Annotated in this window: 7 protein-coding genes; 1 reads left to right on the top strand and 6 read right to left on the bottom strand. The window is 63.8% G+C overall.

All coding sequences use genetic code 11. The features are described from left to right. Positions 1-39 precede the first annotated feature (39 nt). From D6Z24_RS13865 to mltG, 6 genes are all read right to left on the bottom strand, one after another. Positions 40-1,035 carry a c(7)-type cytochrome triheme domain-containing protein gene (locus tag D6Z24_RS13865; RefSeq protein WP_129127197.1) on the bottom strand — a complete coding sequence of 332 codons (996 nt, stop codon included), beginning with the start codon at positions 1,033-1,035 and terminating at the stop codon, positions 40-42. Between the two features lie 272 nt (positions 1,036-1,307). Then, positions 1,308-2,954, bottom strand: a complete 1,647-nt coding sequence (locus D6Z24_RS13860) for an aspartate:alanine exchanger family transporter (protein WP_129127196.1) — start codon at positions 2,952-2,954, stop codon at positions 1,308-1,310. A gap of 52 nt (positions 2,955-3,006) precedes the next feature. Then, a complete protein-coding gene (locus D6Z24_RS22130; protein ID WP_129127195.1) occupies positions 3,007-5,487 on the bottom strand; it encodes a methyl-accepting chemotaxis protein in 2,481 nt (826 codons plus the stop codon). A gap of 90 nt (positions 5,488-5,577) precedes the next feature. Further along, positions 5,578-6,711: an ABC transporter substrate-binding protein gene (locus D6Z24_RS13850; RefSeq protein ID WP_129127194.1), complete on the bottom strand. Its 1,134-nt coding sequence runs from the start codon at positions 6,709-6,711 to the stop codon at positions 5,578-5,580. Between the two features lie 286 nt (positions 6,712-6,997). Continuing rightward, positions 6,998-8,914, bottom strand: a complete 1,917-nt coding sequence (locus tag D6Z24_RS13845; RefSeq protein WP_129127193.1) for a response regulator — start codon at positions 8,912-8,914, stop codon at positions 6,998-7,000. Further along, positions 8,911-9,936, bottom strand: coding sequence for an endolytic transglycosylase MltG (gene mltG / locus D6Z24_RS13840; protein ID WP_129127192.1), 1,026 nt, complete (start codon positions 9,934-9,936; stop codon positions 8,911-8,913). The genes D6Z24_RS13845 and mltG overlap by 4 nt, the downstream gene beginning before the upstream one ends. 254 nt (positions 9,937-10,190) lie before the next feature. Here mltG and D6Z24_RS13835 point away from each other — a divergent pair, with 254 nt between their 5' ends. Then, the gene (locus D6Z24_RS13835) at positions 10,191-13,634 is read left to right on the top strand and encodes an alpha-amylase family glycosyl hydrolase (protein WP_129127191.1); all 3,444 of its coding nucleotides are present in this window, start codon (positions 10,191-10,193) and stop codon (positions 13,632-13,634) included. The last annotated feature ends 86 nt before the right edge of the window (positions 13,635-13,720 follow it).

The following is a 13,720-nucleotide window of genomic DNA, read 5'->3' as shown; positions in this document are numbered from 1 at the left end:
CGTGAAGCGACGGCCCGCGCTGCGTTTCAAGGTCCCGTATCAGCCGCGGACGTGGCAGGAGTCACAGTTGCCGTTGACGGTGAAGGCACCCTTGCCGTCGTGGCATGCCCCGCACGACCTTGCCTTCTTCATCTCGGACATCGAGACCGGCTTGTTGCCGCTTCTGGTCGGGAAGGTGCGCGTATGGCAGTCCTGGCACTTGTACATCTGCAGGTGCGAGGTGTGGCTGAATTTTACGTCGCCGACCTTGGCCACCTTGAAGTTGATTTCCCGAACCGGATGGCATTTTTCGCACTTGGCCAGGGCGAAGGCCTCTTTCGCGTTGTGGCAGGCGCCGCAGGATTTCCCCTTCTGCATGGCCGCCATGGAGACCGGCTTGTGACTGGGTGACAGCGAGTAGATGGCGGAGTGGCACTTGCCGCAGCTGTAGAGCCCGGCGTGTTTGCCGTGGTCGAAGACGGTAGGGCCGGTCTGCTTCACCTTGAAGACCACCTGCTTGGGCGAAGGATGGCAGGCATCGCACCGGTCGATGCTGAAGGCTTTGCTGCCGTTATGGCAAGCACCGCACGATTTCCCCCTCTTCATCTCCGCCATGGTCGTCGGCGGGTTGTGGCCCGTGGTGAAAATGGCGTCGTGGCACGCGGTGCACTGCATGCTCTTCAGGTGATTGGCGTGGCTGAAGTGCACCGGGCCGGTCTGCTTGATCTTGTAGGTGATGTTTTTCACCTTGTGGCATCCGGTGCATCGCGCGACGGCGAAGGCGTGCTTGCCGTCATGGCACTTGCCGCACGATTTTCCCTTTTCCATGTCCGCCATGGTTGCCTTGATTTTCGGCGCGTCGGCGTCCTCGTGGCAGCTTTTGCAGGTCGTTTTCCCCCCCTGGGCGTTTTTAGCCTTCAGATGAGCCGCGTGGCTGAATACCACCTTCCCCGCCCCGTTAGTCTCGTACACTACGTTCTTCAGCTCCAGTGCCATCGCTCCGGATGCTGCCAGTGCCAATGCGGCCAACACGGCGAATGCGGATCTGCGTCCCATGGTCTGTCCCTCCCGGTTTGTGGATTGATGTACCGTACTGCCGTTTCTCGAGCAGGTTGTTTTCAGAGAGGACCTTTTGCATCACGCGTGCCGGAATAACCGGTGCTGTGTCGGGGTGTCGTGTCGGGTAAGAAAAATCGCGGACTTAGAGGTGTAGACGTGGACGGCTCTGCGCGCCGCGAAGAGGACGCTGTATAGCGACGCTATACACGCCGAGCGCGTTCAGCTGCGGTCCGGGGGGCGGGTGGGGGAGGCGGGGCGAGCCCGCCGTGTCAGTAGGGGCCGACCGTGGCAAGGATGATGTGGACCAGGATGATCTTGCCTATCGTGGCGAACGGGAAGACGCAGGCGTACCCCTGGTCGGAGAGGTCGTTGCCGGTCTGTTCCTTGATGTATCCGAGACCCGGCGTGGAGGTATGCATCCCCGCGACGATGCCGACGGCGAGCGTCATCGGGAGCTTCAGGATCTTGTGCGCGATGAAGAGACCAAGGAAAGCGGTGACCGCGGTGAGGCAGACCCCGGCGATGAAGATGGCGCCGCCCCCACCCTCGGTCAGCGTGGTGAGCAGGCTGTAGCCGGAGCGGGTGCCGATCCCGGCGAGGAACAGGACGAGCCCCACCTGCTTCAGCGTCATGCTGGCGCTGTAGGGGAGGCTCCAGACCATCTTGCCGGTCCTGCCGAAGGTGCCGAGGAGGATGCCTACGATGAGGGGGCCGCCCGCGAAGCCGAGCTGCATGCTCCCGTCACCCGGGAAAGGGAAGGGGATGAGGCCGAGGACGAGACCGATGACGAGGCCCAGGCTGAAGGTCATCACGTCCACCTCGCTCACCTTGCGGTACGAGTTGCCGAAGAACGCGGTCACCGCATCCATGTCGCTTTTGTGCGCCAGGACCCGGATCACGTCCCCCAGCTCCAGCACCATCTCCCCGTCCGGAAGCAGCTCGCTGTCGCCGCGGCGCACCAGCGTGATCACCTCGCCGAAACGCTGGTCGTGGTGCAGCTCGTCGATGGTGCGCCCGATCGCCTGCGGGCTCGAGACGAAGATGCGGCGGTACTCGTACTCGGTGCGGTCAAGCCCCAGGCGCTCCTTGCTCCTTCTTTCCCCGAGTACCGCCGCGAGCTTTTCGATCTCCTGCGGCAGGCCCGCCACCATGACCAGGTCCCCCGGCTGCAGCACGGTGGCGGGGCCGGCGTAGAAGAACTCTCCGGCGCGCTTCACCCGGCTGAAGATCACCTCGCAGTTGTTCGATTCGTTCAGCCTCTGGACGGTCGTGTCCGGCGGCTCCACCGTCTGCACCTTGATGGTGCAGTGCACCAGCGACTTGCGATCCTCGGGCTTGTGCAGGACCCGGTACTCGGCCTGGTAGTCCACCTTCCAGAGCTTCTGGCAGACGTTTATCGTCAGCATGAGTCCGATGACGCCGATGGGGTAGGCGACCGAGAAACCGACGACGGGCTCGGCCAGGAGATTCTCGAGGAGGTTCTCCGGCGCGGTCTGGCGGATCGATTCGAGCGCGCCCCCAAGCGCCGGGGAGGCGGTGAGGCTGCCGCAGAAAATCCCGGCGGCGATCCCCGGCTTCAGTTCCAGGTAGCGCTGCAGTGCTATGCAGAGCGCGGCCGATGCGCAGAGCACCCCTCCGGCGACGGCGTTGTTCATGACGCCGTTTCTACGGAAGGTCGAGACGAAGGAGGGGCCGGCCGAGAGCCCGACGGTGTAGACGAAGAGCGCCTGCCCCATGATGTACACGATGGCGGGCGCCTTCATGTCGGGGTGGAGCATGCCGAAGCCGAGCCCCACGAAGAGGACGGCGCCGACCCCTAAGGTTATGCCGTAGCACTTGATGCGCCCGAGCGGGTAGCCGAGCGCAGCCACCATGAGCAGAAGCATCAACGGGTTCTCGAGGAGAATCTTGATCATGATCGCACCTCATCTCGCTGTCATGACCGGGCGTCGCGCGCCCAGTGATCTGCTAGCTCAGCTTGAACTGCCCGACCAGTTTCTGCTGTTCCTCGGCGAGCCGTGACAGAAGCGCCGCGGACGCCGCCGATTCCTGGGCGTTCTTCGCGGTGTCCTGCACCACCTCGTTTATGTTCTGGATGTTGTTGCTGATCTCCACCGTGGTTGCGGTCTGCTCTTCCGCAGCGGTGGCGATCTGGTTCACCTGGAGGGTGACCGAGCCGATCTGCCGGAGGATCTCCTCCAGTGCGGCACCCGATTTCGCCGCCTCGACGGTGCCCGCCTCGACACGGGTGACGCCGGACTGCATGGCGCCGATCGCCCCTTTGGTCTGCTGCTGCACGGCCTTGATCATGTCTCCTATCTCGCGCGTGGCGCTCGAAGTCCTTTGCGCCAGGGCGCGCACCTCGTCGGCGACGACTGCGAAGCCGCGCCCCTGCTCCCCGGCGCGCGCCGCCTCGATGGCGGCGTTCAATGCGAGGAGGTTCGTCTGGTCGGCGATGTCGTTGATGGTGTTGACGATGGCGCCGATCTGCTCCGACTTCTTGCCGAGATCGCCCACCGTCACCGCGGAGGCACGGACCTGCTCGGCGATCTGGTTCATCCCCTGGACCGTTTCCTTCACCACGCAGGCGCCCGCCTCGGCGGCGTCATTCGCCTGTTTCGACCCTCCCGCCGCCTGCGTGCAGCTCACCGCGATCTCGTTGGAGGTAGCCGCCATCTCCTCGCTGGCCGTGGCCACGGTGGCCGCCTGTCCGGCGACCTGGGCCGCGCCGGCGGCCATCTGCTCGGCGGCGCAGGAGAGCTGCGTGGAGGCCGAGGCGACCTGGGCGGTGTTCTGGGAAACCCGCGAGAGCACCTCGTGCAGGTTCACGACGATGTTGTTGATGCTCTCGCAGATGTCGCCGATTTCGTCGCGGGTGCCGGTCTTGATGCGCCTGGTCAGGTTTCCGGCGGCGATCTCGGCGGTCACGAGCTTTGCGTGGGCGAGCGGGCGCGTGATGGAAGCGATGATGCGCAGGCTGATCACGAAGGAGATGATGATCACGGCCGCCGAGACCGCGATCATCACGTAGGAGAGGAGGGTTGCGTTGTCGACCGCGCGGCGCACGCCGGTCAGGATCTGCTGCTGGTTCTCGCCGATGCTTTTTACCTGCTCCTCGCTTTTTTGCGCCTGCTCGCGCGAGATTCCCTGCGCCGACTCCAGCGCCTTCTGCATGGCGAGGTTGCTGCGGATCACCCCGAGCTTGGTCGAGTCGATCTTCCGGATCGATGCGCCCGCTTTGCGGATGATGCCGGAGACATCGGTGATGTTCCGCGCGAGGTCCTTCTGTCCGGAGTCGAGCAGGAGCTTCCTCGCCGCGGCTATGTTGGCCTCGATCCTCTTCTGGGACTGGGCGAGCGTTCCCGACAGCTTGCCGACCTCTGCCTCAGTGCCGCTCAGCATGATCTGGCGCACCCCGGCGTTCAGCTCCTTCACGTCCACGCTGATGTTGCTGCCGGCTTCCATGACGCCGTTGGCCGCATTCTGGAATCCCAGCGACGACACCACCTTGTTGCGGTCCTTCACGATCTGCAGCTCGAGGGTGTCGATGGTGTTGAAGATCTTCTTGCTGTTCTCGTCGAGCGGTTTCATGACCTCGCGCGCCTTGTTCGCGTACTGCTCCGCATCCGCTTTTTCCGGGTTGTTCAGCATCTCCTGTCTGAGGGCGAGAAGCCCCCCCTCCTCGGCGCCGATCCGGTTCAGGATCTCGGTCGCCACCCCCTTCACCTCCTTGATGGCCGGGTTGTCCCCGGGATCCACCTCGATGTTGCGGGTGAGCTCGACGGTGTTCTTCAGCCTTTCTTTCAGGGGGGCGATCTTGAACTTGCTCTTCACCAGTTCGAGGTCCGCCATGAAGATGTTGATGTCCTTCAGCCGGCTTTGCAGGGTGAGGAGTTTCTTGATGGAGCTGTTTACCTGGAGGTTGGCCGCCTGCGAGGAATTGATGTTGGAGAGGGCGCTGTTTCCCATCTGGCTGATCTGCCGTCGCATGGCGCTGACGCTTCCCTCGGCTTTCAAAAGCTCCGCGTTCACCGAGGCGATCTCGCTTTTGAAGAGGGACATATCGCTGAGTCTTTGCGAGGCGACCTGCACCACGGTCTTTTCGATGTCGCGCAGCACCGCAGTGTCGACGCCGCTTGAGGCTGCACCCCCCTTGACGATGTCGTCGTTCAGGGTCTCCATCCTCTTGATGCGCGTCGTTATCGACTCGGACAGGCGCGTCACCTCGGCAGGCTCGGTCGTCATCTCGAGGCGCATGAAATCGGCGGAGACCTTTTCCACCGTCTGCTGCAGCTCCAGCATCTTAAGGTGCAACGGCGTCGACTTTCCCGTCAGGATCTCGATGCTCGACTTCACCTTCGCTATGGAAAAAAGACCGATTCCCGCGAGAACCGAGATCCCCACGATGGTCAGCGCGATGTTGCCCCAGAGCTTGCTTTTGACGGTCATTGCCACGCCCCCGGAAATAAGATGCCGTGCCGAGGGAACCGGGCCGCAGGCGGGTGCGGCGCCGGTTCCCGACCTGTCGTCGTTCCTGCGCTACTTCATGGATACAAGCTTGTTACCGTTGACGACCTGCAGGTAGACGTTGTCCTGCCCCTGGTGATCCTGCGGCGTGAAGGTGAGCTTGATCCCCCCCATGTCGGCGTCCTTCATCGCCTCGTAGGCCTGGATGAAGCCTGCCTGGGTGGGGGGATTGCCGGCTTTCTCCAGCGCCATTACGATGGATTTGGCCGCCATGCATCCTTCCATGCTGACCGAGTTGAAGCCGACCTCTTCGGGGTTCTTCTCGATCGCCTCCTTGCACTCCCTGGTGATGGGAAGGCTGAGGTCGTCCAGTTCGGGCACCACCTGGCTCATGATGACCCCCTCGGCCGCCTCGGGCCCCACCGCTTTCACGAGGTTCATCCCCCCCGCGAAGGAGCCGGAGGCAAGCCGTGCGGTCACCCCTTCCTTGCGCGCGAGCTTTATGAACTCGGCCCCCGGCTTGTACACCGCGCCGACGATGATGGCGTCCGGCTTGCCCTCCATGATGGCGGCAAGCCCTGACGTCACCGCCACCGTGTTCCGTTCGAAGGAGCCCTTGGAGACGACGGAGAGTCCGTGGCGTTTCACCGCCTTCTCCGTGGAGGCGAGGATGTCGGTGCCGAGCCCGTCGTTCTGGTAGAAGACCGCGAAGCGCTTCGCCCCCTGCTTAACCAACTGGTCCACGATCTTGTCCACCTCCTGCTGGTAGCTGGCCCGGACGTGGAAGACCTCACGGACCACCGGGGTGCGCAGTTCGGTGGCGCCGGTCCTCGGGTTTATGTACGGGAGCTTGTATTCCTTGACCACCGGGAGGCTCGCGACGCAGTTCGAGGTGCCGACCGAGCCGACCACCGCGAATACCTTCTGTTCGTCGGCCAGTTTCAGCAGGCAGTCGATGGTCTTGTCCGTCGTCATCTGGTCGTCCATGGCGACTAGCTCCAGCTTCCTGCCGTTAACGCCGCCTTTCGCGTTGATCGCCTTGAAGTAGGCGTCGACGCCGACCTTCATCCCTCTTCCGGAGCCTTTGTTGGCCCCGCTCTGGTCGTTCACCATGCCGATCTTGACGACGTCGCCTGCCGCCCCCGCAGCTTGTGCCGTCGGAGCGATCATCATCAGCACCACGGTGAGGAAAATCATCTTTCTCATGACAACCTCCTTTTCTCTGGGTAGGCTCGCGCAGGGGCCACATGGGGACAGCCTGCGTCGTTGCTGGAAGCACAATCATCCCGGGCTGTTGCGAATGGGCTCCATCCAGAGGATGGTGTATTTTAAAAGCCCGCAAATAATAAACTACTAATGATTGGATGGCAAGGCTTTCTCTTAGAATGTTTTTATGGTGGGAGGTGCATCGGGGAGGGGGGCAGGAAAAAGAAAAGCCTGCTCGCAGGCAGGCTTCGTTGTGACGGCAGGTTGTAATCCGTGGCAGGGGGCGTCAGCCGAAGATGCGCTTGAAAAGCCCCTTCTTCTCGGCCTCGCGCCGCTCGGTGATCAGGCGCATCCCCCCGAGGGCGTGCGCGTCGTGCGCGTTCAGCTTCAGGGCCTTCTGGAATTCCCCTTCGGCAAGCCCGTCGCGTCCCTCGTCGAGGAGCATCCAGCCGCGGAAGGCGAAGGCCTCGGCGGTGCGCTCGGCTTGCAGGCTCTTGGTGAGGAGCATCCGGCACTTCTCGAGGGCCCCGGCGGAGCGCCGGTTGCCCGGGTTCTTATAGATGGACCAGGCCAGGTAGGCGCTCGTACGTGCGTCGTCCGGGGCGAGCGTGTAGGCGTCCTGCAGCGCGCGCTCCGCGTTGCCGAAGTCCTCCATATCCAGGAAGACCTTGCCGGACTGGAACTGGATGCGGGCCTGCAGTTCGTCGTCGCGCTTCCCGCCGAGCCCTATGGTGTTCGCGTTCAGCATCTCGTCGTAGCGTTCCTTGGCGATGACGCTGGAGAGGGTGTTGTAGGCGTTGGCGTAATGGGAAAGGACGTCCTGGGCGCGGCCTAAAATGGCGCCGGAGAGCTGCATGAATTTCTCGGGCGAATACTCGCGCGTCTTGGCGAAGTAGGCCTCCTTCAAGGCGTCGAAACTGAAGCTGCCGGGACTCATGCCGAAGATCTCGTAGTAGTTCTTGTCCTGGATCGCGGCGTAGTCGCGCTGCACTTCCTGTTCGAAATCGATCTCGCTTGAGGAGAGCGGCGCGGCCATCCCGGTTTCCCCCACCACCAGTTCGATGGAGTCGGAGACCTCGTCTACCAGGTCTTCGAAGCTCATGGTTGCCGCCTGCAACTCGGCTACCTCCTCGATGGGGCGGTTGAAGAGGCGCTTCTGCGGGAAGTCGGGGGCTTGGTCGGAGGCCTGTGCGCTGTTCAGGGTGAGCATGCCTGTACCGGCGAGCAGGTCGAGGAACGCGCCGCCCCGGGCGGGCTTTTCCAGGCCGGAGAGGATGGCCCGTACCGTCTTCCCCTGTCCGAGCTGCTGCAGGAGTTCGATCTCTTCCTGCCCCAGGTTGAGTAGGTTGGCCAGGCGGAAATAGGTCTGCGTCAGCGTCGGGAACAGTTCGCCGGCGCGTGCGAGATAGGCGACGAGGTCGAAGGGGGTGGCATCGGCGGCCTGGTGCAAAAGACGCGGCAGGCAAAGGGGGGTGAGCGGAAGTTCGACCGCGGCAAGCTCCTGGGAGAAGCGCGGCGCCTGCTTTTGCGCGAGCGCCTCGATGAGGGTGCGTGACAGGAAGAGCCGCGACTGCTCCAGGAGCTCCTCGTAGTTCAAAAGGCCCGCCTCCACGAGGGGGAGCCGTCCGGGACGAGCAGGGGGGAAGTGCTCCAGGTCCGCGCGCTGCAGGTGGTTTCCAAGGACGAGAAAGGGGACGAACCTGGGCGACGAAAAGCTCGCCGGTTCACCCCCGATGACGAATACCCTGGTGCCGCCGCGCAGTTCGAGCGTGCCGCTCTTGCCGTCGCGGAAAAGCTCGAGAAGGAGGCGGCCAAGCTCCTTTCCTCCCGGTCCCTGCTCGAGGGCTCCCTCGACGGCCTTCAGGAAGTCGTCCCTGCCGAAGGGCTTCTCGAGGTACGCCGAGACGCCCAGCTTTGCCGCCGCCTGGGCGTAACCCGCGCCGCGGAAGACGCCGGTCATGATCACGACGGGGAGTTCCTTGAGCGCTGCGCTGCGCCGCACGTGCCGCAGGAGGTCCACCCCGTTCATGCCGGGAAGCTTCAGGTCGAGGACGAGGAGATCGAAGCGCTCCCCCTGCAACAGGGCGAGGGCCGCGTCACCGCTGGTCGCGCAACGCACCTCGTGCCCGCGCGCCTCGAGGACGCCGCGCAGCATGGTGCAGAGCCGTTCGTTGTCCTCAACCAGCAGGACTCTGCCCGTCATCTGGCTCCTCCCCGGGGCGCCGCGCTCGGCGCCTTAAGGTACCTGTTGACCGCGTCGTTGTGGGACGCGAGGTCGTTCGAGAACTGGTGGCTGCCGTCCCCCCGTGCCACGAAGTAGAGGTAAGGGACCGCAGCGGGGTGCAGCACCGCTTCCATCGCATCCTTGCCCGGGTTGCCGATCGGGCCGGGGGGGAGCCCCGGGATGAGATAGGTGTTGTAAGGGGTCGGCTTCAGGATGTCGTCGCGGGAGACCTTGCCGGCGAAGGCGCGCACGCCGTAGAGTGCCGTGGGGTCGCTCTGCAGTCGCATGCCGATCTTGAGACGGTTGCGGAACACGGCGGCGATGAGAGGCTTCTCCTGCGGGAGCACCGCTTCCTTTTCCACCATCGAGGCAAGGACGAGCAGTTCCCGCATCGATACCCCCTTGGCCCTGGCCTGTCCGTCGATCGATCCGGAAAGCACCTCTTTCTGCCGCTTGATCATCTCGCGCACCACGTCGTGCTCGTTTCTGCCCGGGAGGATGTTGTAGCTCCCCGGGAAGAGGTACCCTTCGGCGCTCGGTGCATCGATCCCCATCTCCTTCAGGAGCGCCCGGTCGCTGCATGCCGCGAGGAAGCTCTCCCTGGTGAAGATCCCCCGTTTTTCGAGCATCTCGGCAGCCTGGTAGCTCGAGTACCCTTGCGGGAGCGCGAACAGCCTCAGATACACGTCGCCGGCGATCATCTTGGCGAGGATCTCTCCCGGCCTCAGTCCGTCGTCGAGCTGGTACGGACCGGCCTTGAGACGCGCGTCGCCGCCTTTCAGGCGGGCATAGAATACGAAGAGCCGGGCGCTGGTGATGATGCGCCGCGCCTCGAGGTCGGCGGCGAAGGCGCGCAGCGAGCGTCCTCGGCTCAGTTCCACTATTTCCACGCGCTTTCCGTCGCCGGCGGGAAACAGGAGAAACCTGGTGAAACGGGTGATGGGAACCAGGATGACTATCAGAAGCAGTGCGATGCAGAGTTTGCGCTGCTTACGGAACATGTCTTTGAGGCTGGAAGCGATGATGGCACTATCCTAGGTGAAAATAGGGCTTTTGCTAACTCAGCACTAGGTTTAGGGGAAATCGGTAACTGTGTCAAGGCTAAATGCCTGAGCCTTCTGCGGACGATTTTATGCTTGTCTGTCGTTAATAATAATTTTTTTAAAGACAGTGGTGGTATTCCACGGTATGATATCTGACCGTGCCGCCCGCCCGGGACCGGAACACCACTACAGTAGGGCTGATGAGGTGCTTGATGAAGCAGAGGTTTATTAACTCGGACTATTTCCCCTTTCAGATACAGATCTCGGCCGCCTGCGGCGACCGCATCGACCTGCGCGGCACGCTCGAGGAGCTCGGCGAGGTGCCGGGCATCATCTACGCGCGGCGGGTGGCCGCGAAGCTCAACAAGCGGCTGCAGGCGCACGAAACGCCCATCCAGCCCGGACTTTTGCACCTCTACTCCACGCTGAGCCGCGTCTATCGCTATGTCGCCGGGCAGTACTGCGCGAAGCAGCAGCCGGGGGTGCTCGCGGCGACGGCGGCCCGGGCGGGATACCCCGGCTTCACCGGAGACGCCGAAGCGACCCTGCTGCGTTTCATGGAGTTCTTCCCCTCGCAACGGATGGTGCTCGGGACGGAAACGCCCGAAGGTTTTCTCTCCGGCGACGACGAGGAGCAGGGGCGCCGCCAGGCCCTCTCGGCGGAGCTCCTTTTCATGCTGCTGAACGGCGAGAACCGGGCCCTGGACCAGTTCCGCCGTCTCTTCGACGCCTCGGAGCTCGCCGGTGCCTCTGGATACCTGAAGGTTGCCACCGACATCGACCGCGGCCTTTCCAAGGCGCCTCCCTTCGAGCCGATGGGGGTCCCCCTCCCGGAGCTTCTGCGCGCCCCGATGAAGGCCTCTCCCGACTCCTTGGCCGGGCAGATCGCCTACATCAGGGAGCACTGGGGCGCCATCCTCCCCCCGGAGCTTTTGACCGAACTCGTCACCGCCCTCGACATCGTCTCCCAGGAGGGACGCGCCTTCTTCGGCGGGCCGGGCGAACCCAAGGTGCTCCGCTTCGGCAGGGGGGCGCACGGCGGCGAGGAGTATCCGGAGTACGAGCGCTTCTCGCGCGACGCCGACTGGATGTCCAACGTCGTCATGATCGCCAAGATGGTCTACGTCTGGCTCGGGCAGCTCTCCAAGACCTACCGGGTCGAGGTGAACACGCTGGACCAGATCCCCGACGCGGAACTCGACCGCCTCGCCCGTTACGGCTTCACCGCGCTCTGGCTGATCGGCATATGGGAGCGCTCCCCCTCATCGCAGACCATCAAGCGGATCGCCGGCAACCAGGAGGCGATCAGCTCGGCGTATTCCCTCTACGACTACATCATCGCCCACGACCTGGGAGGCGAAGGGGCGCTGGACAACCTGAGGCAGCGCTGCGCCGCCCGCGGCATCCGTCTTGCGAGCGACATGGTCCCGAACCACACCGGGCTCTACTCCAAATGGACCGTGGAGCACCCGGACTGGTTCATCCAGCTCGACTACCCGCCGTACCCCGACTACCAGTTCAACGGCCCCGACCTCTCCCCGGACGGGCGCATCGGCCTCTTCATCGAGGACGGCTACTGGGACAAGCGCGACGCGGCCGTCGTCTTCAAGCACCTGGACCGCGGCAACGGGCGCGTGCGCTACATCTACCACGGCAACGACGGGACCTCGACCCCCTGGAACGACACGGCGCAGCTGAACTACCTGATCCCCGAGGTGCGCGAGGCGGTGATTAACACCATCCTCCACGTGGCGCGCCAGACCCCCATCATCCGCTTCGACGCCGCCATGACCCTTGCCAAGAAGCACTACCAGCGCCTTTGGTATCCGCTGCCGGGGCACGGCACCGGCGTTCCCTCCCGCGCCGAGCACGGCATGGACCGCGCGAGCTTCGACCAGGTCTTCCCGGAGGAGTTCTGGCGCGAGGTGGTGGACCGGGTCGCGGCCGAGGCGCCGGACACCCTGCTTCTCGCCGAGGCCTTCTGGCTCATGGAAGGTTACTTCGTGCGAACCCTCGGCATGCACCGGGTCTACAACTCCGCCTTCATGAACATGCTGAAGATGGAGGAGAACGCCAAGTACCGCCAGACGCTGAAGAACGTGCTGGAGTTCGAGCCGGAGATCCTGAAACGCTTCGTGAACTTCATGAACAACCCGGACGAGCGGACCGCGGTAGAGCAGTTCGGCAAGGAAGGGAAGTACTTCGGGGCGACCGTGCTCCTCGTCACCATGCCCGGACTTCCCATGTTCGGCCACGGGCAGATCGAAGGATTCCACGAGAAGTACGGCATGGAGTACCGCCGGGCCTACTGGGACGAGCCGGTGGACCAGCACTTCGTGGCACGCCACGAGAACGACATCTTCCCGCTCATGCGGCGGCGCCATATATTCTCGGGGAGCGAGCAGTTCACCCTGTACGATTTCTATTCCGGGCACAGCGTGAACGAAAACGTCTTCGCCTATTCCAACCGCAACGACGGCGACCGGGGCCTCATCCTCTATCACAACGCCTACGCCACGACCTCCGGCTGGATCCGCACCTCGTGCGCGGTCCTTAGGAAAAACGACGCCGGGGTGAACTCACTCGTGCAGACCACCCTCGGTGAGTCGCTCGGCTTCAAGGGGGACGGTCGCCACTATTACAGCTTCCGCGACTACGCCTCGGGGCTCAGCTACCTGAGAAACGGGCGCGACCTGTGCGACCGGGGGCTCTACGTGGAGATGGGGGGCTACGAGTACCATGCCTTCCTCGACTTCCAGGAGATCTACGACGACGATTACGGGACCTGGGGTGCGCTCTGCTACCGGCTGAACGGAGCCGGGGTCGAGAACCTGGACGACGAGGTGAAGAAGGTCCGCTACGCTGCCCTGCACGAGGCGCTGAAGGGGGTTCTTTCCAAGGCCGCCGTGGTGCTCCAGGAACCGGGTGTTGCGCCGCCGGTGCGCCTTGGGCCGCTGGAGCCGCTTCTGGCCGGTTTCTACAAGGCGCTGGCGCCTCAGGCTCCTGAAAAGTCACATCGTGCGCTGCTAGCCGCTTTCGGTGCCGAGCTGACCGAGGCGCTCGCCGCGAAGACGGGAGGAGAGCTCCTCCCCGCCGAGTGGGTCCTGTTATGCGCCTACCTTGCGCTGCACGAAACCGGAGATCTCGCCGGGACCGAGACGGGCGCGCTCTTCGAAGAACTCGGCCTGGTGCATCCCGTGGTGCAGGCCTTCCAGTCGCTACCGCCGGCCGATCCGGAGCAGTTGATCGACCTGCCGCCGAAGAGCTTCGGAAAGCTCCTAGGTCTCATGCTGCGGCACGACACCTTCCTGGCACAGTGCCGCAAGTTGGGCGCCGTGCGCTGCTGCACCGCGCTCTTCTCCGATCCGGCGGCGGCCCGCTTCCTGTACCTGCACGAAAGCGGCGGCGCCCAGTGGTTCAACAAGGAGCGCTTCGAGCTTCTGCTGTCGTGGCTGCTGAAGGTGGAACCGTACGCGGGCAGGGGGGGCGCAGCGCAGGAAAAAGCGGAAGCTGTGCAGGAAAAAGCGGAAGGCAGGAAGGAAACGGTGACGAATGAACTCACCGGGGAGGCGCTTGTCGCGCTCCTGAAGGAGGGCGCCGCCGCGGCGGGGTACCGGCTCGACCAGCTAATGAATTTGCTGCAGACCGGTTTCTGATTTTTCTCCATTACCTGTTAGAATCAGTAGCTGGCGCTTGATCATCCGCAGCGCCCTTGTCTATGGACGGCATCGGACAGAGGGGG

The organism is Geomonas oryzae (assembly GCF_004117875.1).
GTDB classification, from domain to species: domain Bacteria; phylum Desulfobacterota; class Desulfuromonadia; order Geobacterales; family Geobacteraceae; genus Geomonas; species Geomonas oryzae.
Note: the sequence above shows the minus strand (reverse complement) of the source record. Positions and strands in the feature narration are given on the sequence as shown.